The 21161-nt window shown below is 67.3% G+C and carries 21 protein-coding genes and 2 tRNA genes; 2 read left to right on the top strand and 21 right to left on the bottom strand.

Annotation, left to right across the window (positions count from 1 at the left end; all coding sequences use genetic code 11):
• Positions 1 to 612 precede the first annotated feature (612 nt).
• Positions 613 to 783 (top strand): hypothetical protein, encoded by a 171-nt coding sequence (locus ACEN9N_RS03530; RefSeq protein ID WP_007831210.1) that lies wholly within the window; start codon positions 613 to 615, stop codon positions 781 to 783.
• A 92-nt stretch (positions 784 to 875) separates the two neighbouring features.
• Here ACEN9N_RS03530 and ACEN9N_RS03525 read toward each other — a convergent pair whose 3' ends face one another.
• From ACEN9N_RS03525 to ACEN9N_RS03510, 4 genes are all read right to left on the bottom strand, one after another.
• Positions 876 to 1439, bottom strand: a complete 564-nt coding sequence (locus ACEN9N_RS03525; protein ID WP_413313424.1) for an HNH endonuclease — start codon at positions 1437 to 1439, stop codon at positions 876 to 878.
• 51 nt (positions 1440 to 1490) lie between these two features.
• Positions 1491 to 1561, bottom strand: a tRNA-His gene (locus tag ACEN9N_RS03520).
• Between the two features lie 28 nt (positions 1562 to 1589).
• Complete coding sequence (locus tag ACEN9N_RS03515; protein ID WP_495655364.1) at positions 1590 to 1796, bottom strand: short-chain dehydrogenase; 207 nt, start codon at positions 1794 to 1796, stop codon at positions 1590 to 1592.
• A 39-nt stretch (positions 1797 to 1835) separates the two neighbouring features.
• A tRNA-Arg gene (locus ACEN9N_RS03510) sits at positions 1836 to 1912 on the bottom strand.
• 725 nt (positions 1913 to 2637) lie between these two features.
• Here ACEN9N_RS03510 and ACEN9N_RS03505 point away from each other — a divergent pair.
• On the top strand, positions 2638 to 3030 hold the full coding sequence (locus ACEN9N_RS03505; RefSeq protein ID WP_007831215.1) for a hypothetical protein: 393 nt from the start codon (positions 2638 to 2640) through the stop codon (positions 3028 to 3030).
• 5 nt (positions 3031 to 3035) lie between these two features.
• Here ACEN9N_RS03505 and ACEN9N_RS03500 read toward each other — a convergent pair whose 3' ends face one another.
• The 17 genes from ACEN9N_RS03500 to ACEN9N_RS03420 all read right to left on the bottom strand — a co-directional run bounded on the left by ACEN9N_RS03500 (position 3036) and on the right by ACEN9N_RS03420 (position 21155).
• The gene (locus ACEN9N_RS03500; RefSeq protein ID WP_007831217.1) at positions 3036 to 3497 is read right to left on the bottom strand and encodes an acyl-CoA thioesterase; all 462 of its coding nucleotides are present in this window, start codon (positions 3495 to 3497) and stop codon (positions 3036 to 3038) included.
• Positions 3498 to 3499: 2 nt separating this feature from the next.
• Complete coding sequence (locus ACEN9N_RS03495; RefSeq protein WP_007831218.1) at positions 3500 to 4033, bottom strand: MarR family winged helix-turn-helix transcriptional regulator; 534 nt, start codon at positions 4031 to 4033, stop codon at positions 3500 to 3502.
• On the bottom strand, positions 4030 to 4806 hold the full coding sequence (locus tag ACEN9N_RS03490) for an SDR family NAD(P)-dependent oxidoreductase (RefSeq protein WP_007831219.1): 777 nt from the start codon (positions 4804 to 4806) through the stop codon (positions 4030 to 4032). Before ACEN9N_RS03490 ends, ACEN9N_RS03495 begins: the two co-directional genes overlap by 4 nt.
• Before the next feature lie 104 nt (positions 4807 to 4910).
• A complete protein-coding gene (locus ACEN9N_RS03485) occupies positions 4911 to 6500 on the bottom strand; it encodes an ATP-dependent acyl-CoA ligase (protein ID WP_495655363.1) in 1590 nt (529 codons plus the stop codon).
• Positions 6490 to 7221 carry an ABC transporter ATP-binding protein gene (locus ACEN9N_RS03480; protein WP_413313430.1) on the bottom strand — a complete coding sequence of 244 codons (732 nt, stop codon included), beginning with the start codon at positions 7219 to 7221 and terminating at the stop codon, positions 6490 to 6492. The genes ACEN9N_RS03485 and ACEN9N_RS03480 overlap by 11 nt, the downstream gene beginning before the upstream one ends.
• Positions 7222 to 7303: 82 nt before the next feature.
• A complete protein-coding gene (locus tag ACEN9N_RS03475) occupies positions 7304 to 9091 on the bottom strand; it encodes a branched-chain amino acid ABC transporter ATP-binding protein/permease (protein ID WP_413313432.1) in 1788 nt (595 codons plus the stop codon).
• On the bottom strand, positions 9088 to 10143 hold the full coding sequence (locus ACEN9N_RS03470) for a branched-chain amino acid ABC transporter permease (RefSeq protein ID WP_495655362.1): 1056 nt from the start codon (positions 10141 to 10143) through the stop codon (positions 9088 to 9090). Before ACEN9N_RS03470 ends, ACEN9N_RS03475 begins: the two co-directional genes overlap by 4 nt.
• Positions 10144 to 10177: 34 nt before the next feature.
• Positions 10178 to 11341, bottom strand: coding sequence for an ABC transporter substrate-binding protein (locus ACEN9N_RS03465; RefSeq protein WP_007831231.1), 1164 nt, complete (start codon positions 11339 to 11341; stop codon positions 10178 to 10180).
• A 40-nt stretch (positions 11342 to 11381) separates the two neighbouring features.
• The gene (locus tag ACEN9N_RS03460) at positions 11382 to 11846 is read right to left on the bottom strand and encodes an aromatic-ring-hydroxylating dioxygenase subunit beta (protein ID WP_495655361.1); all 465 of its coding nucleotides are present in this window, start codon (positions 11844 to 11846) and stop codon (positions 11382 to 11384) included.
• Positions 11843 to 13162, bottom strand: coding sequence for an aromatic ring-hydroxylating dioxygenase subunit alpha (locus tag ACEN9N_RS03455; RefSeq protein ID WP_413313440.1), 1320 nt, complete (start codon positions 13160 to 13162; stop codon positions 11843 to 11845). The genes ACEN9N_RS03460 and ACEN9N_RS03455 overlap by 4 nt, the downstream gene beginning before the upstream one ends.
• Positions 13163 to 13184: 22 nt before the next feature.
• On the bottom strand, positions 13185 to 14330 hold the full coding sequence (locus ACEN9N_RS03450) for an ABC transporter substrate-binding protein (protein ID WP_413331368.1): 1146 nt from the start codon (positions 14328 to 14330) through the stop codon (positions 13185 to 13187).
• A 1-nt stretch (position 14331) separates the two neighbouring features.
• The gene (locus ACEN9N_RS03445) at positions 14332 to 15498 is read right to left on the bottom strand and encodes an ABC transporter substrate-binding protein (RefSeq protein ID WP_007831252.1); all 1167 of its coding nucleotides are present in this window, start codon (positions 15496 to 15498) and stop codon (positions 14332 to 14334) included.
• A gap of 52 nt (positions 15499 to 15550) precedes the next feature.
• A complete protein-coding gene (locus ACEN9N_RS03440) occupies positions 15551 to 16285 on the bottom strand; it encodes an SDR family oxidoreductase (protein WP_495655360.1) in 735 nt (244 codons plus the stop codon).
• Entirely contained in the window at positions 16282 to 17094 is an 813-nt protein-coding gene (locus ACEN9N_RS03435; protein ID WP_495655359.1) for a cyclase family protein, read from the bottom strand. Before ACEN9N_RS03435 ends, ACEN9N_RS03440 begins: the two co-directional genes overlap by 4 nt.
• A 16-nt stretch (positions 17095 to 17110) precedes the next feature.
• Entirely contained in the window at positions 17111 to 18364 is a 1254-nt protein-coding gene (locus ACEN9N_RS03430; RefSeq protein ID WP_495655358.1) for an SDR family NAD(P)-dependent oxidoreductase, read from the bottom strand.
• Positions 18361 to 19533 carry a thiolase family protein gene (locus ACEN9N_RS03425; RefSeq protein ID WP_413313449.1) on the bottom strand — a complete coding sequence of 391 codons (1173 nt, stop codon included), beginning with the start codon at positions 19531 to 19533 and terminating at the stop codon, positions 18361 to 18363. Before ACEN9N_RS03425 ends, ACEN9N_RS03430 begins: the two co-directional genes overlap by 4 nt.
• Positions 19530 to 21155 (bottom strand): AMP-binding protein, encoded by a 1626-nt coding sequence (locus ACEN9N_RS03420; protein ID WP_495655357.1) that lies wholly within the window; start codon positions 21153 to 21155, stop codon positions 19530 to 19532. Before ACEN9N_RS03420 ends, ACEN9N_RS03425 begins: the two co-directional genes overlap by 4 nt.
• Positions 21156 to 21161: the final 6 nt, after the last annotated feature.

Here is a 21161-nt window from a genome sequence, read left to right as displayed (position 1 = left end):
GCAACGGACACCGACGAGTCAGCCGTCGAGTGTTCGAGCCACTCAGGGCCCACCACCAACACCGAAAATAGCGCGTTCTTCGCGCTATTTTTTTGTCAAAGCCTCCTCACGGTCCACGCGAGGAGGCTTTTTCTTTGGCTCGCCGGCCCCAGGAGGTAGCGCCCTGCCGCGCGATCCAAGCGGCGACGCAGCGTTCAAGCAGATCGGGCCGTCACCCACCTCGGCCATCAGGTACTGGCCACCCGATTGATGCACTGCCGGAGCTGCGTTGCAGAAGCACTGCAAACCCAACCCTCAAGTGCACACGTCAAACCTTCGAGGATGATTTTCTTTCTCATGCGGGAATATTTCACGATTTGCACGCCACTTACAAGCTGCTCTGGGTCCCACCTGCAAAAGGTTCCCATCCGGCATGGCATCTTGTACTGGCTGTCACGCAGCACAACAACAATGACACAGGGAAATCAACTTCGAAGCCATAAAGCTCGTTCAACCCGCTCAGGCGGGTATTTTTTTGTCCAGCCGCAACCAAGGTCGACAACGATGTTCAGAGGCCACAGGATGCGGCCCCGCCCCGGGCCGCGCCTTCACGCGTGAGCTATATTTCCTCCCATGGAAAAGGCGTCCGACATAGGCAAACCCACCGTCCCCATCGACCTGATCGGGCCGGACCACTGGCCCCGCTCGAAACGCGGTTCGGGTCGCGCCACCAAGGTGATCCTCGCCATCGCGAGTGGCCTGGCGGCCGCCGGCCTGATCGCCTACCGCCTCTTCGGACGCTGAACACCGGCGCCTCACACTTACAAAAGCCCGCCGCCTGGGAGACGGGCTGCGGGCTTTTTTCATGGGCAAAGACCAGGGTCACGGCCCTGCCCTCACTGAAGCCGCGAGCCCTTGGGCAGCCGCTTCGCCAGCCACTCGTGCACATCCACACGGATGTTGCGTCCTTCGAGCAGGAAGTTCTCGTAGCGGCTCGGCACATAGGGCAGATAGACCAGTGGCATGCCCGCCTCCTCCGGCGTGCGCGCTGCCTTGCGGTTGTTGCAGACCCCACAAGCGCTCACGAGGTTGGTCCAGGTCCACGGACCTCCGCGGGATTCGGGCAGCACGTGTTCGCACTGCAGTTCGCGCTCGTGGAACACCTCGCCGCAGTAGGCGCAGGTGTGGCGGTCGCGGCGCAGCAGTTTGCTCTTGGTGACGCTCGGAATCACGTCGAAGAGGTTGATCTTCGACGCACCGCGCAGCGCAACGATCGGCGCCACGTCGATGCGCGACTGCACGCCGCGCACCACGTTGAAGCCACCGCGCAGCGTGGCGAGCGGCAGGCCGCCGTCTTCCCATGCGACCGAGCCGGTCGCGTAATGCAACACCGCCTGCTCCAGCGAAATCCAGGCTTGCGGCGTGCCCTGAATATCGAGCTGCAGGACGTGAGGATGCATGTCTCGCCTCCTTTTTCGGCGATGGTGATGAGGTCGAATGAAACGAAGCGGGGTGCACGAACGGGATCGAACCGTCGTCAGCGGGACCACAACCCGCGGCTCTGCCATTGAGCTACGCGCACCATGAAAAACAAGGAACAGGCGGCCGGCCTACCATTCGCCGACTGCGCGAACGCGCTGGTCGGGATCGAGTCCCTCCGGCAGCGGCTCGCGCCCCGCGGAGTCCGTCGCGCATTCGCCTGTGCGACGCGCGTCGACGGCAATGCCGAAACTGCGGGCCAAGGCCATCACCATGCGGCTGCGTGGCTGTGCCGGACGCACGGTGATCATCCGGATCGGGGTGTTGCGCTTGCGCATGGTGGCTCCTTGGTTGGCGTGACAGCTCGAACAAAAAAATGGCCCCACGTGCACGGCTCGAACGTGCAACCCCTTGCTTCGTAGGCAAGTGCTCTGATCCATTGAGCTAACGCGGGTCGAAAACAAAAAAGTGTCCGGTTACGGGTTCCGGCGCCGCCCAATCTTTGCGGTCGGTTTCCGCGGGAGGGCCATCTGCATGGCCCGGTCCCGCTCGGGTTCGGTGGTTCGAAAAAAACGGTGTCCCGCTTTCCATTTCGGTTGTGTCCTCACGCGACGGACAGCGCGCTGGGCGCTGTCCCGTACGACGTCGCTGCACAGGAGTGATCGGTTCCTGCACATCCCGCCAGACCGTCTACGCGGTGGGCTCTGGCGGTGTGGTGAAGGCACACCCGAAATGGCAAACAAGCACGACAGACAAAACAAAAAGGCCCGGAACCTTGCGGTTTCCGGGCCTCTGCATGAGAGAGCTTGGAAGGTGTGCGCCTATGCGCAACCTCCACCCGGTAGCACCTGATCCTCGGCTTTTCCGACGCGCAGGCTGGCTGCGGCTTTCGTGGAATACACGTGGTTCTGGTGCTGGTTCGGTCGGACCGACAGCATGCTGTCCAAACCACCGCACGACCAGACGCGCACGAGCGATCGGCCCAAGGCGGGTCGAATGCTGGTGAGGTTCAAGGCGGTGTTCACGATGGTTCCTGAGTCAAAAAATTGCCGCTGTCGGCTGTAAAGGGTTGGACAAAAGGGACGGCCTGGGCCGCGAATGAAGGCAACTGTAAATAGTGTTTACGACGGCGTCAACAACCGGGACAATCTTTTCTTGTCTTGTTGTTGTTTTTGAACAGTGCCCAATATCACCGTCGCGCGCCGCCGCAATGCCCTTGCGTTGCACCGCCGCTTTCTCGAAGAGGCCATCGCCGCGGGCCTGCCAGCCAAGGGGCTGGACCAGGCGTTTGCGAAAAAGCTCGAAATTTCTCCGAGCATGTGGAGCCAGATCAAGAGCTCGCGGCCCATCGGCGACAACCTGGCACGGCAGATCGAACGGCATTGCAGCGTCGAGCCCGGCTGGCTCGACGAAGAAGACCGCCTCAGCGAAGTACCCGATGCAGCGGAAGAGCGCTTCATTGCGGCCGCGCGCAACGCATGGCGCGCCGCCAATGCCAAGGGAAAGAAGGAGCTCGGCGGCTGGCTGAAGAAGCGCGCGCAGGACGCGGCGGGCAGCGAGCCCGCCCCCTAGGACGCTCAGCCCAGCTCGGGCGCGTTGCGCAGGATGGCTGCGCGCATGTCGTCCGGAATGGCGACGGCGCGATGGGTTTCGAGCGACGTGGTCACGAGCACCTGCTGCATCTGCATGCGCAGTTCTCCGGTCGCCGGCTCGAAGCAGCGCACAAGCAGCGTCATCGAGCGCGACCCCAGCCGCTGCACGGTAAGGCCGAGCGTGACCTGGTCGCCCATGCGGCTCACCGCACGGAAGTCGGCTTCGAGCTTCACGGTGGGCAGGCCAATGCGCCGCACGGCCACCAGCCCGTGGTAGCTGAGCCCCAGGCCCTCGTTGACCCAGTCTTCGACGAGCCCGTTGAGCATCACGAAGTACTGAGGGTAGAAAACGATGCCCGCCGGGTCGCAGTCCGAGAAGCGGATCAGCCGTGCGCGGCGGAACTCGCTGCCCTGGGCCGGGAGATCGACAGGGGTGGCCGCGCTCATGCTCAGCCCTCCTCGGCCGGCGGCTCGCCGCGCATCACGTGCACACGCAGCAGGCCCAGTTGGGTGTGCATCTGCTTGACGGTCTTCATGTCGAGCCCCGAGAACATCTCGAGGATCCATTGTTCGTGCTCGCTCGCCATCGTCTCGAAGGTGCGGCGCCCTGTCGGCGTGAGGCTCACGATCCACGCGCGGCGGTCGTCGGGGCTGGGCGCGCGGGCCACCATGCCTTCGCGCTCGAGTTCGTCCGTCAGGCCTGTGACGTTGCCGCCGGTCACCATGAGGTAGCGCGAGAGCACGCGCATCTTGAGCCCGTCCTTGTAGCGATGGAGCTGCGCCATGTAGTCGAAGCGCGCGAGCGAGATGCCGAAGCGCTCGCGCAGCCGGCGCCGGATCTCGGCCTCGATCTGCGTGGTGCTGGCCAGCATGCGCAGCCAGAGCTTGAGCATCGCGTGGTCCTCGTGGCCCGCGCGGGCTTCGTGGCCCAGTTCCTCCGCATCGCTCAGCACGGCGTGCGAGGCATCGTTGTCGCGCGTCATGTCACCTCTCCCCCTGAAACCGAGATCGACTGGCCGGTGACCGACGCAGCGCCCGTGCCGCACAGCCAGCGCACCGCATCGGCGACTTCGGCCGGCTGCACGATGCGCCGCTGCGGATTGACGCTGGAGAATTCGGCCAGCGCGTCGGCCTCGCTGCGCCCGGTCTTGCCGACCACGTTGGCGACGCTGTTGCGCAGGATGTCGGTGTCGGTGTAGCCCGGGCATACGGCATTCACCGTGATGCCCTTGCGCGCCACTTCGAGTGCTAGCGAACGCGTGAGCCCGACCACACCATGCTTGGCCGCGGTGTAGGCCGACACGTAGGCGTAGCCCTTCTGCCCCGCCGTGCTGGCGATGTTGACGATGCGGCCCCAGCCCGCATCGAGCATGTCGGGCAGCGCAGCCTGCGCGCACAGGAAGCTGCCGGTGAGGTTCACCGACAGCATGCGCTGCCAGAGCTCGAACGAGGTCTTGAGGAAAGGCGCGCTCTCGGCGGCACCCGCGTTGTTGACGAGCACGGCAACAGGGCCGCGCGCTGCTCGGGCCTCTGCGAAGGCCGCCTGCACCGCCTGCGGATTCGCCACATCGGCTGCAGCCACGCCATGCCCGCTGCCCGCGAGCGAATCGGCCACACGCTTCAGCGCTTCGCGGTCACGCCCCAGCAGCGTCAGAACGGCGCCTTCGGCGGCCAGGGTGCGCGCGATCTCCGCGCCGATGCCGCGCGCCGCGCCCGTGACGAGTGCATGGCGGCCGGTCAGTGAATTTGATTGCATACCTGAATGTTTTAGTTCTGAATCATTTTAGCGAAATGTACCGGCGAAGCTGTCAGCGCATGAAACAGCCGGAAAGAAGGAGCGCGTTGCGTCTGCCGGGAGCCTCAGGTCTTTGCGCGCCGGCCGTCCCAGGTCTGAGGACTCACGCCGCGCTCGCGCAGCTTGAACTTCTGCACCTTGCCGTTCTCGGTGCGCGGCAGGTCGGCCAGCACGTCGATGTAGCGCGGCACGGCGAAGTAAGGCAGCCGGCTTTCACAGAAGCGCACGAGTTCGGCCGGGTCGATCGGCACGCCGTCGCGCGCCACCAGCGCGGCCATCACCTCGTCCTCGGCCAGTTCGGATTGCACGGGGTACACCGCGCACGAAGCCACGCCCGGATGGCTCAGCAGCACCTGCTCGACCTCGAACGACGAGATGTTCTCGCCGCGCCGGCGAATCGCGTCCTTGATGCGGTCGACGAAGCGGAACGCACCGTCGGCGTCCTGCACCACGCGGTCGCCGGTGTGGAACCAGAGATTGCGCCAGGCCTCGACCGTCTTCTCCGGCATGTTGAAATAGCCGCTCGCGAAGGCATGGGGCTCGTCCGCGCGCAGCAGCAGTTCGCCGGCTTCGCCGGGTGGCAGCGCCGCATCGCCTTCGTCGGCCACGCGCGCCTGGAAGCCTGGGCGCAGCCAGCCCATGACACCGCCGCGCGGCGAATCCGGGGCGGTCGCGATGGCGAAATTGGTTTCGGTCGAGCCGTAGCCTTCGAGCAGTTGCACGCCGGTGCGCGCCTTGAATGCGGCACCTGCGGCGGACGGCACGCCGGGCCCGAGGCCGATGCGCACCCGGTGATCGCGTTCGCCAGGCCCTTCGGGCTGCGCGAGCAGGATCGGCACCATTGCGCCCAGCAGGTAGACCACCGTCGCCCCGCTCGCGCGCATCGCCGGCCAGAAGCCCGAGGCCGAGAAGCGCGGCGCGAACACCACCTCTGCGCCCGTCAATGCGGCCTGCGCGAAGGTGTTGAGCGCATTGATGTGAAAGAGCGGCAGCGTGGTGCACAGCACGTCGTCGACGCCGACTCCGAGCACCTCCGCGCTGTTCACGCCCCACCAGAAATACTGCGCATGCGGGCAGACGACGCCCTTGGCTGGCCCCGTCGTACCGGAGGTGTACAGAATCGCGAGCGGGTCGCCGGGCTGCACCGCTGCGGGCGCCAGCGCCTCACCGCCCTCGGGGTAAGGCGTTACGCGCACGCCCTGGGGCGCCTGCCAGCCGGAGGACTCCGCCTCGCCCACCACCCAGACCTCGCGCAACGCGGTGCGCGCCAGATCCGCCGTCGCGAGCCGTTCAAGAAAACCCGCCTCGATCACCAGCAGCTTCGCCTCGCTGTTCGCCAGGAAGTACTCGATCTGCGGCCCCATCGACGCGGTGTTGACCGGCACCATCGATGCCCCCAGCCAACCCGCGCCGAGGAAGCTTTCGAGAAACTCGATGCGGTTGCCGCACATCACGGCGACGCGGTCGCCGCGCACCACGCCGGTCGCGGCCAACGCACCGGCGCGAACGGCTGCAGCCTGCGCAGCGTCGCGATGCGTCCACTCGTCGCCACCGATCCGAAGCAACGGACGCGAGCCGAACAGCCCGGCCTGCCGCTGCAGCATCGCCGGCAACGTGCGCTGCACGGGCGGCACAGCCCGCGGGTCACTCGTCATCGTGCGTGCCTCCACCGAGATAGGTCGCCTGCACGCGCGGATCGCTCGCCAGCTCGGCCGAGGCACCCGACAGCGCGATCTCGCCGGTCTCCAGCACATAGCCTTCGTCCGAGCTTTCTAGCGCGGCGCGCGCGTTCTGCTCGACCAGCAGGATCGAGACACCGTCTTCGCGCAGCTTGCGCACGATGGTGAGGATGTCGCGCACGATCAGCGGCGCGAGGCCGAGGCTCGGCTCGTCGAGCATCAGCAGGCGCGGCGCCGACATCAGCGCGCGCCCCACCGCCAGCATCTGACGCTCGCCGCCCGAGAGCGTGTCTGCGCGCTGCGAACGCCGTTCGGCCAACCGCGGAAAGCGGTCGTACACCGACTGCAGCCGCTTCTTCATCGCATCGCCGCGCAGCCGCTTGGCATAGGCGCCGAGCTGCAGGTTGTCGAGCACGGTGAGTTCGCCGAACAGCTCGCGCTTCTCGGGCACGAGGCACAGGCCGCGCTCCACGCGCGCTTCCACGTCGAGCCCCCGCAGGTCTTCGCCCTCGAAGCGCAGCGTGCCCTTGCAAGGCAGCAGACCCATCGCGGCCGCCAGCAGCGTGGTCTTGCCCGCGCCGTTGGGACCGATTACCGAAATGATCTGACCCGGCTGCAGGTCGAGCGACACGCCGCGCACCGCCTCAACCTGCCCGTACGACACGTGCAGATCGCCAATCTCCAGCATCGCGGTCATTGCGCTACCCCCAGGCTTGTCACTTCGTGTACTTCTCCTACCCCCTGAAGGGGGCCCGCGCCTTCGGGCGGCCGTGCGGCGCTCATACAACACTCCCCAGATAAGCCGCCTGCACCCGCTCGTCCGCGCGCACCGCGGACGGCACGCCCTCCACGAGCTTGGAGCCGAAATTCATCACCACCAGCCGGTCCACCAGTTTCATCACGAAGTCCATGTCGTGTTCGACGATCAGGATGGTCACGCCCTCCTCGCGCAGCTTGCGCAGCAGGTCGCCGAGCGCCATCTTTTCCTTGCGGCGCAGGCCGGCGGCGGGCTCGTCGAGCACCAGCAGCACCGGGTCGGCGGCCAGCGCGCGCGCGATTTCCAGGATGCGCTGCGTGCCCAGCGGCAGGCTGCCCGCCAGCTCGTGCGCGCGGTCGCCCAGGCCGATGCGGTCGAGCTGCCGCTGCGCCTCCTGCAGGATCTGGCTTTCTTCCAGGCGGTCGAGCCGCAGCCCCGCCTTCAGGATGCCCGAGCGCGTGCGCGAATGCGCGCCCAGCGCCACGTTGTCGAGCAGGCTCATGTGCGGGCGCAGCTTCACGTGCTGGAAAGTGCGCGCCAGCCCCAGCCGCGCCACCTCGCGCTGCGGTTTGCCTGCGATGTCGTGCGCCAGGAAGCGCACCTGGCCCGCGCTCATCGGCAGCGTGCAGGTCAGCAGGTTGAACATGGTCGACTTGCCCGCGCCGTTGGGCCCGATCAGGCCGACGATCTCGCCGGCCTTCACGTCGAAGCTCACGTCGTTGACGGCCACCAGCCCGCCGAAGCGCTTGACCGCACCGTTCACCGACAGCACCTGCGAGCCGCGCTCGGGCAGCGTGCGGTGAGGCAAGGGATCGACCGGCGGGGCCTCGTGGCGCGAAGGCTCCTGCGAGCCGCTGCGCCGGTGCGTCCAGCGGCGCAGCAGGCCCATCACGCCGCCGCGCGCGAAGTGCAGCAGCAGGATGAAGAGCGCGGCGAATGCCACCGCCTCGAGCTGGCCGGCGCGCTGCGTGAGCATCGGCAGCACGTCCTGCAGGCCGTTCTTCAGCACCAGTACCAGCGCGGCGCCCACCAGTGCGCCCGCCAGCTGGCCGAGCCCGCCGGCCACGGCCATCAGCAGGTACTCGATGCTCGCGCGCACGTCGAAGGGCGATGGGCTCACGAAGCGGTTCATGTGCGCGTAGAGCCAGCCCGCCAGCCCCGCGAACAGCGCGGCCGTGACGAACAGCGACAGCCGCACGCGGTAGGCATCCGCCCCCACGCTCGCCAGCAGCGTGGCACCGCCGCGAAGCCCGCGAATCGCGCGCCCCGGCCGCGACTGCAGCAGGTTGTGGCTGAACAGGCAGGCCAGCCCGACCACCACCCAGATCAGGTAGTACATCGAACGCGGATCGGCCAGCGACCAGCCCGCGACCTGCAGCGGTGGAATGTTCGACAGGCCCGTGTGCCGCCCAAGCGCATCGACATTGCCGAACAGCATTGCGATCGACAGTCCCCAGGCGATGGTGCTGAGCGGCAGGAAGTGCCCGCCCAGGCGCAGCGTGAGCATGCCGATGGCCAGCGCCGAGAGGCCGGTGAGCAGCAGCGCGAACAGCAGCCCGATCCACGGCGACATGCCCTGCGTGGTCGTGAGCCATGCCGTGGCGTAGGCTGCGATGCCCACGAAAGCCGCCTGCCCAAACGAGGTCGCGCCGCCCACGCCGGTGAGCAGCACGAGGCCCAGCGCCACCAGCGCGCCGATGCCGATGTCGTTGAGCAGCGAGACCGTGAAGCTCCCCGCCACCACCGGCACCAGGGCCAGCACGACCACCACCGCGGCGATCCACGTCATGCGTTTGCGGTTGGCGCTCATTGGTCCACCTCGTCTTCTTCCTCTTCGGCATGCGTGGCCATGAAGGAGCGCAGCATGAGCACGGGGATCAGCAGGCTGAACACGATCACGTCCTTCAGCGCACCGCTCCAGAAAGAGGCGAAGCTTTCCACCACGCCGACTGCGAGTGCGCCCACCGCAGTCATCGGGTAGCTCACGAGCCCGCCGATGATCGCGGCCACGAAGGCCTTCAGGCCGATGATGAAACCCGAGTCGTAGTACATGGTCGTCACCGGCGCAATCAGCACGCCGATCAGCCCCGCCAGCAGCGAGGCGCATCCGTAGGCCAGCAGTGCGGTGCGCATCGGCCGGATACCGACCAGCCGCGCGCCCACGCGGTTGACCGCCGTGGCGCGCAGCGCCTTGCCGGCCACCGTGCGTTCGAACACCAGGAAGAACAGCCCGCTCAGCACGATGGCCGCGCCCACCATCAGCACCACCTGGCCGCTGACCGTGAAGCCGTCGCCCAACGTGAACATGGCGCTGGTGAGCGGCGTGGTGCGCGAGCCTTCAGGTCCGAAGAACAGCAGGCCCAGGCCAGACAGCAGGAAGTGCAGCGCCAGCGACACGATCAGCAGCACCAGCACCGATGCATCCGCGATCGGCTGGAACACCACTCGCGCCAGCAGCGGCGCGATAGGCACCACCAGCAGCACCGCCACCGCGATGTGCACCGCCACCGGCACGCCCGGCCGCGCCGCCAGCCATGCGAGCACGCAGGGAATGGCGGGCAGCACGCCCCACATCAGCACCGCCTTGGGAATGCGTGCAGCCTCGCCGCGCCGCAACAGGCTGCCGATTTCCGTTGCCAGCGCCAGGGCAGCGAGCACGGCGACCATGCCTATGGTCGGCGGGACGCGGCCGGTCTCGAAGGCCGCGAGCGACAGCGCCGCAAAGGCCGCGATGTCGCCGAAGGGCACGAACACCACGCGCGTGACGGAAAAGATCAACACCAGCCCCAGGCCGGCCAGCAGGTAGACGGCACCGTTGGCCAGGCCGTCGGTGAGGAGAATGAGCGCCACGTCCCAGGTCATCGCGCGGCCCTCCGGAAAATCAAGGGCGAGCGGTTCAAGGTGCGAGCTTCCATTGGCCGTTGTCGAGCTTGACGATCACGCGGGCGCGTTCGTCCACGCCGTAGAGGCTGCCGGGCTTGAAGGTGTAGACGCCGTGCGTGCCCACCACTTCCTTCGTGCTGAAGATGGCGTCGCGCAGCGCCACGCGGAACTCGGGCGTGCCCGGCTCGGCCTTCTTCATGGCGCGCGATGCGGCGTCCGCAAACACCAGCCAGCCGTCGAACGAATAGGCCGAGTAGGCGTCGCCGGTTGGCGCGTTGTTCGCCTTCTGGAACACGGCGCGAAACTCGGTCGCGATCTTCTTGGTCGGGTAGTTGTCGGGCAATTGCTCGGCCACGATCACCGGGCCGGTGGGCATCAGCGCGTTCTGGCCGGCCGCGCCCACCACCCGCACGAAGTCGGGGTTGATCAAGCCGTGCTGGCCGTACACGCCACCCTTGAAGCCGCGCTCCTGCAATGCGAGGAACGGCAGTGCGCCCGGCGTTCCGGCGCCGCCGGTCATCACCGCATCGGGCCGCAGCGCCACGATCTTCAGCACCTGCCCCGTCACCGACGCGTCGGCGCGCGCATAGCGCTCGTTGCTCACCACCTTGATGCCGGCCTCGGGCGCGGCCTTCATCAGTGCGTTGTAGACCAGGTCGCCCCAGGCATCGGAGAAGCCGATGTAGCCCACCGTCTTCACGTTGTTGCGCTTCATGCGCTCGACGACCGCATCGATCATCAATTGCGTGGGCTGGGCCACGGTCATGACCCAGGGGTTGTCGTTCGGGTCGAGCAAGATGGGCGTGAGGCCGATCATCGGCGTCTTCGCTTCCTTGCCAACCTGCGCCATCGCGATGGCGGCGGGCACGCCCGAGGTGCCCATGAGCACGTCGACCTTGTCCTCCTCGATCAGCTTGCGCGCGTTGCGCCCGGCCGTGGTCGGGTCGGAGCCGTCGTCCAGCACGATGAGCTGGACCTTGCGGCCGTTCACCTCCGGCTTGTACGCCAGCGCGGCCTGCATGCCCTTGGCATAGGGCACGCCCAGCGAGGAATTCGGCCCTGAGAGCGACACGCTGAGACCGACCTTGAGGTCGGCCGCCAGCGCGCTCCCAACACCACAGGCAATCAGCGCCGCGGCGAGTGCACCGCGCGTCAAGGTCTGCATCAGGCTCTTCATGTCGTAGCTCCGGTGAGGATGGTTGGAATGGACAGGTAACTCAGATGAACAACTGGATGGCCGGCAACGCACGCGTGGCGTTGAGCAGGTCGATGCGCTTCTCGCGGATGCGCCAGCCGGCCGGCGTGCGAACGAGGTGATGGCGCGCGGTGCCGCTCAGCAGGATCTGGGATTCGCCTCGCGCTTCGACGTACAGGAATGGCGTGCGCAGGCGCGCTTCATCGGCGTTCTCGTGCTCGATGCGCGAGGGCTGCAGCACGTGCTGGCTGTGGCTGGCTGGATGCTGCGAGTGCGCGCGCGGGCTCTTGAGGCGCTCCACGCGCAACTGCAGCAGCAGCCGGTCTTCATAGGCCAGCGAGTTGTGCGAGAACGGATCGGCCTGCGCAACGCCGAGCAGCGGCACCCAGTAGTGGCCGTCGTCGGCAAAGAGCGCCAGCCAGTCGTCGAAGCGCCGCTCGTCGAGCAGGGCCGCTTCGTGGGCGGCGAAATCGCGCGGAACGGTCATGGCGCGGCCTCCACCGACATCGACTTCGCCCAGGCGCGGAATTGATTGCGCATGAGCAGCTCGTTGGTGCCGTTGGTGGTGATGGTCGACTGCGCGAGCTCGGCCGCATCGAAGTTGCGGTGCAGGCTCACCCATTCGTTGCCGCCCGCGCGCAGGCCCTGCTGGATGCTCTCGAACAGGTGCACGTCATCGTGCGCCACCACCGACATCGGTGAGAAAACAAGCCGGTTGTAGCTCATGGCGCGCTCGAACAGCAGCGCGGGTGCGCCGGCCGCGCGGAAGCTCCACGCCTCGATCAGCGTGCGGCCGGCGGCCAGCGGACGGATCACGCGGATGGCCTGCGGCGAGCCCTTGACCGACAGGCTCGGATAAAGAACGGAGTTCTGCGGCGATCTCTGCAGAATTTCGGTGGCGCGCCCAATGCCGTGCGCCGCCTGCATCGCGGCCTCGTACTCCGGCAGCTGCGCATAGTTGGAGTGGATGCTGAAGTTCACGCCCAGCACGCTGTGGCCATTGGCGAACACGCGCCCGCCCATCTTGTCGAAGAACTCGTAGCCCGAGCCGAAGGGCAGGATCTGCTCCATCGCCATCGGCTTGGGGTCCGTGGGCGCGTGGCCTTCCCACAGCGCCTCGGCCGCCTTGGTGGCCGACTCGTGCGTGGACATCGGGTGCACCGTGTCGTTGATGTTCTCGAGGTACATCTTCCAGTTGCAGTGGACGATGTTGCGCAGCACGCCACCGCCCACGGTGAGATTGCCCTCAGGCGAGCGGTCGACCATGTTGTCGATGGCACCCAGCACCTCCCCGAAGTAGTCATCGAACGATGGCCCCGTGTCGGAGAGGCGCACGAACACGAAGTCGCGGTACACCTTCACATGCCTCACCACCGACAGCCCCTGCCCCGACTCGCACGCCTTGAGCTGCGTGCCCTCGTAGCCGTTCTTCAACGGTACGCCGAGCGGCGCGCCGTCGAGCTTGTAGGTCCACGCGTGATACGGGCAGCGGAAGAAGCGGCCGGTGTTGCCGCTCTCGTCCGTCACCAGTTGCGTGCCCTTGTGGGCGCAGCGGTTGTAGAGCACGTGCACCGCGCCGTCGGGCTGCCGCACCATCAGCAGCGGCCGGCCCGCGATGTCCTGCGCCACGAAGTCGCCGGGCTCGGGCACCTGGCTCGCATGGCCGAGGAAGACCCAGCTGTTCGCGAACAGGCGCTCCTGCTCGAGCGCGAAGATCTCCTCGCTCAGGTACAGGTCGCGGTGCACGCGGTCGTGCTGCACGAGGGCGGCGACGCGTTCGGGATAGTGGCGATAGCTGGTCATCGACGTGGGCCCGGGTCTTTTTTCAGGGAACCAGCTTCCACTGCCCCCTGTTCATCTGCACGATCACCACGCCGCGCCGGTCGGAGCCATAGCTATCGCCGGGCTTGAAGGTGTAGATGCCGTGCGTACCCACCAGCTCCTTGGTGCTCACGATGGCGTCGCGCAGGGCGGTGCGGTATTGCGGTGTGCCGGGCTCACCCTTGGCGCGCGAGGCGGCATCCGCCAGCAGCAGGTAGGCGTCGTAGGTGTAGGAAGAAAAGGCGTCGGTCGGCACCGCGCCGTTCACTTTCTGGTAGGCGTTGCGAAAGCCCATCGACACCTTCTTGATGGGGTTGCTGTCGGGCAACTGGTCGGCCACCAGCACCGGGCCGCTGGGCACCTGCAGGCCTTCGACGGAGGCGCCGCCCACGCGCACGAAGTCGGCGTTGATGAGGCCGTGCGTGCCATAGATCTTTCCCTTGTAGCCGCGCTCGGCCAGTGCGATGTAAGGCAACGCACCGGGCGTGCCGGAATTGCCCGCGAACACGGCGTCGGGTCGAGCCGCGACGATCTTCAGCACCTGCCCGGCCACCGAGGAATCGCTGCGCGCATAACGCTCGTTGGCCACCACCTTGATGCCGGCAGCATCGGCGCTCTTCACGAGCGAGTCGTAGGCCAGGTCGCCCAGTGCGTCCGAGAAGCCGATGAAGGCGACCGTCTTCACGCCGGACTTCTGCATGCGGTCGACCACGCCCGCGACCATGAGCGGGAATGGCTGCGACACCGTCACCGTCCACGCGCCCTCGGGGCCGGCGATGGTGACCGGCGTGGGCGAGATCAACGGTGTGTTCAGTTCCTTGGCCACCGCTGCGATGGCCATCGCACCTGGCACGCCGGAGGTTCCTATGAGCACGTCGACCTTGTCTTCGGTCACCAGCTTGCGTGCGTTGCGGCCGGCGGTGGTGGGGTCTGACGCGTCGTCGAGCACGATCAGCTGGACCTTGCGGCCGGCGATCTCGGGATGCTCGGCAATGGCAGCGCGGATGCCCTTCTCGTACGGAATGCCGAGCGCAGCCACCGGACCCGAGAGCGAGCTGATGAAGCCGATCTTCAGGTCAGCCGCCATGGCCTGCGAAGCTGCCAGAGCAAGCACTGTGGCGCCAAGGATGTGGGCTAGCTTGTTCTTCATCTCAGGGCACCAGCTTCCATTGACCCTTTTCGAGCTTCACGACGACGCGCGAGCGATCATCCGAGCCATAGCGATCAGTGGGCTTGAAGTTGTAGACCGAATGCGTGCCCACCAGCTCCTTGGTGCTCACGATGGCATCACGCAGCGCCAGCCGGAATTGCGGCGTGCCGGGCTCAGCCTTGCTGGCCAGCGCACGCTGCGCAGCATCGAGATAGATCAGCCACGCATCGAAGCTGTAGGCCGAGAAGGTATCAGTGGGCGCCGCGCCGTTGGCCTTCTGGTAGGCAGCGCGAAAGTCCATCGCGATCTTCTTCATCGGGTTGTTGTCGGGCAGCTGCTCGGCCACCACCACCGGGCCCGTGGGCGCCAGCAGGCCTTCGACCGACGAACCGCCGACGCGGATGAAGTCGGGGTTGATCAGCGAGTGCATGCCGTAGATCCTTCCCTTGTAGCCACGCTCGGTCAGCGCGAGGTACGGCAACGCACCGGGCGTGCCCGAGGCACCGGTAATCACCGCGTCGGGGCGCAGCGCCACGATCTTCAGCACCTGGCCGGCCACCGACGAATCGCTGCGCGCATAACGCTCGTTCGACACGACCTTGATGCCGGCCGTGGGCGCCGATTTCATGAGCGCGTCGTAGACCAGGTCGCCCCAGGCGTCGGAGTAGCCGATGTAGGCCACCGTCTTCACGCCGGCCTGCTTCATCTTCTCGACCATCGCACCCATCATCAACGGTGCGGGCTGCGGCAGCGTCACCATCCAGGCGCCGTCCTCGCCGGCCAGGTCGGCATTGGCGATGGAGATCAGCGGTGTCTTCGTCTCGCGCGCCACGCCGGCAATGGCCAGCGAGCCGGGTGCGCCGGCCGTCCCGATGATGACGTCGACCTTGTCTTCCTCGATCAGCTTGCGCGCATTGCGCGCGGCCGTGGACGGGTCGGACGCATCGTCGAGCTGGATCACCTGCACCTTGCGACCGCCGACTTCGGACTTGTAGGCCAGCGCGGCTTTCATGCCCTTGTCGTAGGGAATGCCGAGCGAAGACACCGGTCCCGACATCGAGGTGATGAAGCCGACCTTGAGATCGGCGGCCCATGCGCCCGCGGCGCTCAGCGCGCCGAGGCCCGCGGCAATGGCCGCGAGTGTGCGAATTCGGTTCAGGACTTTCATGGCGATGCTCCAGGGATGGTTTGGGATGAACGTGGAAAAGCGAAGGAAGAATTCAGAGGGCCAGGCTGCCGACGCTGGTACCGCCGCACACGTACAGCACCTGGCCGGTGACGAAGCTGCTGTCGGCATCGGCAAAGAAGCGCACGGCGCGTGCCACGTCGGCCGATTCGCCGATGCGCCTGACCGGCACCGAGGCGGCGAGCGCACGTTCCTTCTCGCTGCCGGCCTCGACCACGTCGTAGAACATGTCGGTGCGGATCGGACCCGGTGCCACCACGTTCACCGTGATGCCGTCCGCAGCAAGTTCCAGCGCCCAGGTGCGCGCCATGCCCAGCATGCCGGCCTTGGTGGCCGAATAGCTGGTGCGCGTGGCCAGGCCCAGCGCAGCGCGCGACGACAGCAGCACCACGCGGCCGAAGCGCTGTGCGCGCATCGCGGGCAATGCGCCCTGCACCAACTGGATCGCGCAGCCCAGGTGCAGGTCGACCAGCGCATCGAGGTCGTCGAGCTTCACGTCGGGCAGCAGCGCGGCGCGTATGACGCCGGCGTTGTGGACGATGGTGGTCGGCGCAAAGCGTTCGACCAGTTCGCGCACCGCTTCGCCCGTGGCGGCGCGGTCGCTCAGGTCGACCTCGAGGCTGTGCAGCTTCGGATGGCCGATCTCGGCCTTGCGGCGCGCGAGCGAGACCACCTCGTAGCCCTGCGCGAGCAGGTCTTCGCAGATGGCCTTGCCGATGCCGGCGCTGCCGCCGGTGACCGCCGCGACCTTGGGTGCCGCGCCGCTCATGCCGATGCCCCCACCAGCGCCAGCACCCGCAGCGGACTGCCGCTGCCCTTCTCGATCTTCAGCGGCGGGCAGATCAGCACCGCGCCCGAGGGTGGCAGCAGGTCGAGGTTGCTCAGGCACTGCAGCCCGTAGCGCCCCGCGCCGTGCATGTAGTAGTGGCACGGGTACGGCGGGCGCAGGTGATAGCCCTGCCCGGCATCGGTGCCGATGGCCTCGGAGCCGAAACCCAGCACGTCGCGCTGCTCGACCAGGAAGCGCACGGCCTCGGTGCTCGGGCCCGGCGTGTGCTGGCCGGTTTCGTCGAAGTTCTGGTAGGCCTCGGGGTCGGTGCGCTTGGACCAGTCGGTGCGCATCAGCACCCACGCGCCCTTGGGAATGCGGCCATGCGCCGCCTCGTAGGCCTCGATGTCTTCCAGGGTCAGCAGATAGTCGGGGTCGTTCTTCACCTGCGGCGAACAATCGATCACGCAGGCCGGCGCCACGAAGTGCTGCACGGGAATGGTGTCGACCGAGTTGTTCGGCAGGTCGCGGCCCGAGATCCAGTGGATGGGCGCGTCGAAGTGCGTTCCGGTGTGCTCGCCGCAGGAAAAATTGTTCCAGTACCAGCCCGGGCCGCGCTCGTCATACTTCGACACTTCCTCGATGCGGAAGGGCCAGCACTGCCCCATCTCGGGCGGCAGCGCGATCTGCGGGAACTCGGGCGTCAGCGTCTGCGTGAGGTCGATCACGCGGATGCGGCCGCTGGCCATCGCGGTCACGAGGCCGCCGAGGATTTCTGCGGTGGACATCAGTTCGGTTGTCGTGCTCATTCGTTTGGCTCCTGTCTCAGTCGCCCGCCGCGAGTTCGCGTTCGAGCACCTTCGGGTTGTCTCGCCAGCGTTCCAGCCATTCCTGCGCCACGTCGCCGGGATACACGTCCTCGACGCCGTCGCGCAGTGCCTTGACGATGGCGTTGGCCAGCGCGGTGGGTGCCAGCTTGGGCGGCGGCGTGTGCTGGTTCCATTCGTCGTCGATGGGGCCCGGGAACACATTGATCACGCGGATGCCGGCCGGCCGCATCTCGGCGCGCAGGCACTGTGCGAGCGAGTGCGCCGCCGCTTTCGAAGCGCTGAAGGTGCCGTGCGGCGGGAAGTTGCTGAGCGCGTAGATCGACAGCAGGTTGACCCACGCGGTCGCGCCCGTGGCGCCGTCGGCCGAGCGGCCCTTGAGCGCGGGGCCGAACTCCTGCGCCAGGCGCAGCAGGCCGAAGTAGTTGATGTCCATCTCGGCCTTGGCCACGTCGGTGCCGCGGCGCGCGCCGATGCCGAAAGTGCGGTGCACCTCCGCGTTGTTGATCACGATGTCGACCTTGCCGCCGATGGAGCCCGCGAGCTCGGTCACCTGCCGGCCGTTGGTCAGGTCCAGCGGCACCAGCGTGACTTGCGGCAGCACCGAGATGTCGTCAAGCCCATCGCCCATCTTCTTCCACGGCTCGGCATGGCCGACCCAGACGATGTCTGCGCCGGCCTTGACCAGCGCACGCACGATGGCCTGGCCGGTCTCGGTCTTCCCGTCGGTCACCAGCACCTTGCGGAACTTTGGGTCGCTGGTCATCTCGCGCAGCATCTTGTCGTCGGCCATATGGGGACTCCCTTCAATCGGAAAACCAATGAGAACGGCCTGCCCGGCTCGATCGAGCCGGGCGCCGACACGCACGCGCTCAGGCGCATCGCCGACCTCGCCATGCAGGTGGACCATGAGCGTCGGGCCCGCATCCAGGTGCACCAGGCCCAGCCGCCAGGGCAGCCGCTCGCGGAAGAACAGGTCGTTGCTGTGGTGCAGCGTGGTGCTGCCGAGCAGCTCGCCCTCACCGCTTTGCTGCCGCCAGCGCAGTGCGGCCGAAAGGCACTTGTGGCAGACCTCGCGCGGCGGGTACTGCACCGTGCCGCAGTCTTCGCAGGTCTGCAGTTCGAAGCGGCCTTCGGCGGCGGCCGCCGTGAGGCCGAGCGCCACGCGGCCGCGCGCGCCGGGCGGCAGGTTCATCTGCCGGGTGCGCAGCACCGGGTTCTTGCGCGGGGGGCGCATCAGGGGCATCGTCATGCCGATCTCCCGAGAATGACGGCGCCTGTGCACAGGCAGCGGTCGTAAGTGACCATGCCGAAGCCGGCGACGAGGCCCAGCCGGGCGTTCGGCACAGCGCGTTGTCCGGCTTGGTCCGTGAGCTGCCGGATCGCCTCGACCATGCCGAGGAAGCCGCCCGCTGCACCGGCCTGCCCGGCCGAGAGCTGCCCCCCGCTCGTGTTGTTCGGAAAGCTGCCGTCGAAGGTCATCGTGTGCGACTGCACGAAGGCCGGGCCCTCGCCCTTCTCGCAGAAGCCCAGATCCTCGAACTGCATCATCACGATGACGGGATAGTCGTCGTAGGTCTGCACGAAGTCGAGTTCCGCGGGCTGGACGCCGGCCTGCGCGTAGAGGTCGTCGCGGTCCTTGCGCCAGCCGCCCTGCACCATCACCGGGTCTTCGGCATAGGCGTTGTGGCGCTCGATGGCGCCGCGGATCACCACGTGCGCCAGGCCCAGGTCGCGCGCGCGCTCCTCGCTCATCACAAGGAAGGCATCGGCACCGGCGCAGGGCATCACGCAGTCGAAAAGATGGATCGGGTCCGAGATCGGCCGCGCGGCCATGTACTCGTCGAGCGTGAGCGGCTTCTTGAACATCGCGTTCGGGTTGCCGAGCGCATTGGTCCGCTGGTCCACGCAGATACGGCCGAAGTCCTCGCGTTTCGCGCCGTAGGTGCGCATGTAGTTGGCGGTGATGAACGCGAAGATCGAGTTCGGCCCGCCCGAGCCGTAGGGGTAGCTCGCATCGCGCGCGAAGTTGCTGAAGCTGCCCAGCGTCTGGCGGAAGGAGTCGACGTGGTTGGTGTCGGCGCCCACGCAGGCCACGATGTCGGCATCGCCCGCCTGCACGGCGCGCGCCGCGCGGCGCAGGCACATCACGCCCGAGGCGCCGCCCGTGGGCACGTGGTCGAGCCAGCGCGGCGACAGGCCCAGGTGCTGCGTGACGCCCACGGCCGTGTCGGGCGCGAGCGAGAAGCTGCTCAGGCAGAGGCCGTCGATCTGTTCCTTGGCCACGCCGCTGGCTTCGACCAGCGCCTCGATGGCCTGCCCGATGAACCAATGCGCGGTGCGCGTGGAATAGCGCACATAAGGCACCGTGACCGGCACGGCCACCGCAACGCCTTCGTAGGAGAGCCGCTGCTTCGTCATGCCCGCCTCTTTTTCATCGCGCGCGTGTCGATGCAATGGCTCTGCCCCGGCAGCGACTGCGCCATCTCGCGCAGCTGGCCACGCTGGATCTTCTGCGACGGCGTGAGCGGCAGCGCATCAACGAAGGCCACGTAGCCCGGCGCCTTGTAGTAGGCCAGCTGCGCGAGCGCATGCTCGACGATGCTGGCGGCGAGCTGCTCGCGCTGCGATGCATCGGCGCCTTCGCGCACCACGATGCAGGCCAGCACCTCGTCGCCGCGCACCGCGTCAGGCGTGGCGGCCACGGCGGACGCCTTCACCGCCGGGTGCTGGTTGAGCACGCTCTCCACTTCGACGGCCGAGATGTTCTCGCCGCTGCGGCGGATCACGTTCTTCTTGCGGTCGACGAAGAAGAAGTTGCCTTCGGCATCGCGGCGCACGAGGTCGCCGGTGTGGAACCAGCCGCCGGCCCAGGCTTCGCGCGTGGCGTCGTCGTCCTTCAGGTAGCCCGAGAAGAAATAACGCTTCGGGTCGCTGCCGGCCGAACGCACCAGCAACTCGCCGGGTGCATCGACGCCGACTTCATCGCCGTCTTCACCCACCAGGCGGATCTCGACAAAGTCCTCCTGCCGGCCGAAGCAGCTGGTGCCCACGAGCCGCGGCTCGCGATTGGCCATGATGCAGGCGGCCGCACCGGTCTCGGTCATGGCCCAGGCCTCGACCAATGGGAAGCCGAAGCGCTCTTCGAAAGGTGCGTGGTTCTTGCGGTCCACACCAGCGCCGAAGCCCCAGCGGATTGCATGCTCCCTGTCGGCCGCAGACGCGCTGGCCGACAGGAGCATCGCCGGCATCACGCCGAGGTAATGCACGATGGTCGCGCCGCTTTCGCGCGCGCTGGCCAGCCAGGTCTTCGGATGGAAGCGGTCGAGCTGCACCAGGCAGCCGCCCGCGACCAGCACCACCATGGTGGAGAACGCCATCGCGTTCATGTGGTTGAGCGGCAGCGGCGTGATGACGCGCTCGGCGTCGGGCCGGATGCTGCAGACACCGTCGAGCGCGGCGTACCACTCGCCGGCGCGCAGGAAGTAGGCATTGCTCAGGATGCAGCCCTTGGGGCGCCCGGTGGTGCCCGAGGTATAGAGCAGGCCGCATTCGGTGTCGACGCCGATGCGCTCATGGGCTCGCGGTGCAATCGTCTTCGCACTGGGCACCGCGTCGTCGGGCCCCATCGTCTCGAAGGCCACACCGGCCTGCGCAGCCGCAGCGCGCAGGTCGCCGGCACGTTCAGGCAGCGTCACGGCCAAGCCGATTTCGCTGTGGCCGATCAAATAGATCAGTTCCGCCGAGCGCATCTCGGCGTTGATCGGCACCACGCTCACGCCCAGGGCGTTCAACGCGAACCAGTGGAAGAGGAATGCGGGGCGATTCTCCAGCAGCATCCCGACACGGTGGCCGTGTCCGTACCCGGCTTGCGCATAGGCCGCGCGCAGACGCTCGACCTCGGCCGCGGCCTCGCCCCAGCGAATGGCGCCGGCTGAAATACCGTAGGCAGCCGCGGTCACCGATTCGGTGAACAGGAAATCGGCCTGCGGCGTGCGCACCGCGGTGGCCGCGAAGACTTGATGGACGGTGGCGTGTGTCATCGCGTC

The organism is Variovorax sp. Varisp46 (genome assembly GCF_059491885.1).
The sequence above is the reverse complement of the archived record's forward strand: the minus strand, read 5'-3'. Positions and strand labels throughout refer to the sequence as shown.

Excerpts from the sequence above, each read along its gene's own strand:
- ACEN9N_RS03480 (WP_413313430.1), bottom strand. The coding sequence starts at position 7,221 with ATGACCGCGATGCTGGAGATTGGCGATCTGCACGTGTCGTACGGGCAG.
- ACEN9N_RS03500 (WP_007831217.1), bottom strand. The coding sequence starts at position 3,497 with ATGAGCGCGGCCACCCCTGTCGATCTCCCGGCCCAGGGCAGCGAGTTC.
- ACEN9N_RS03530 (WP_007831210.1), top strand. The coding sequence starts at position 613 with ATGGAAAAGGCGTCCGACATAGGCAAACCCACCGTCCCCATCGACCTG.
- ACEN9N_RS03420 (WP_495655357.1), bottom strand. The coding sequence starts at position 21,155 with ATGACACACGCCACCGTCCATCAAGTCTTCGCGGCCACCGCGGTGCGC.
- ACEN9N_RS03465 (WP_007831231.1), bottom strand. The coding sequence starts at position 11,341 with ATGAAGAGCCTGATGCAGACCTTGACGCGCGGTGCACTCGCCGCGGCG.
- ACEN9N_RS03425 (WP_413313449.1), bottom strand. The coding sequence starts at position 19,533 with ATGACGAAGCAGCGGCTCTCCTACGAAGGCGTTGCGGTGGCCGTGCCG.
- ACEN9N_RS03475 (WP_413313432.1), bottom strand. The coding sequence starts at position 9,091 with ATGAGCGCCAACCGCAAACGCATGACGTGGATCGCCGCGGTGGTGGTC.
- ACEN9N_RS03440 (WP_495655360.1), bottom strand. The coding sequence starts at position 16,285 with ATGAGCGGCGCGGCACCCAAGGTCGCGGCGGTCACCGGCGGCAGCGCC.
- ACEN9N_RS03430 (WP_495655358.1), bottom strand. The coding sequence starts at position 18,364 with ATGACGATGCCCCTGATGCGCCCCCCGCGCAAGAACCCGGTGCTGCGC.
- ACEN9N_RS03525 (WP_413313424.1), bottom strand. The coding sequence starts at position 1,439 with ATGCATCCTCACGTCCTGCAGCTCGATATTCAGGGCACGCCGCAAGCC.
- ACEN9N_RS03515 (WP_495655364.1), bottom strand. The coding sequence starts at position 1,796 with ATGCGCAAGCGCAACACCCCGATCCGGATGATCACCGTGCGTCCGGCA.
- ACEN9N_RS03495 (WP_007831218.1), bottom strand. The coding sequence starts at position 4,033 with ATGACGCGCGACAACGATGCCTCGCACGCCGTGCTGAGCGATGCGGAG.
- ACEN9N_RS03460 (WP_495655361.1), bottom strand. The coding sequence starts at position 11,846 with ATGACCGTTCCGCGCGATTTCGCCGCCCACGAAGCGGCCCTGCTCGAC.
- ACEN9N_RS03485 (WP_495655363.1), bottom strand. The coding sequence starts at position 6,500 with ATGACGAGTGACCCGCGGGCTGTGCCGCCCGTGCAGCGCACGTTGCCG.
- ACEN9N_RS03435 (WP_495655359.1), bottom strand. The coding sequence starts at position 17,094 with ATGAGCACGACAACCGAACTGATGTCCACCGCAGAAATCCTCGGCGGC.
- ACEN9N_RS03450 (WP_413331368.1), bottom strand. The coding sequence starts at position 14,330 with ATGAAGAACAAGCTAGCCCACATCCTTGGCGCCACAGTGCTTGCTCTG.
- ACEN9N_RS03455 (WP_413313440.1), bottom strand. The coding sequence starts at position 13,162 with ATGACCAGCTATCGCCACTATCCCGAACGCGTCGCCGCCCTCGTGCAG.
- ACEN9N_RS03470 (WP_495655362.1), bottom strand. The coding sequence starts at position 10,143 with ATGACCTGGGACGTGGCGCTCATTCTCCTCACCGACGGCCTGGCCAAC.
- ACEN9N_RS03490 (WP_007831219.1), bottom strand. The coding sequence starts at position 4,806 with ATGCAATCAAATTCACTGACCGGCCGCCATGCACTCGTCACGGGCGCG.
- ACEN9N_RS03445 (WP_007831252.1), bottom strand. The coding sequence starts at position 15,498 with ATGAAAGTCCTGAACCGAATTCGCACACTCGCGGCCATTGCCGCGGGC.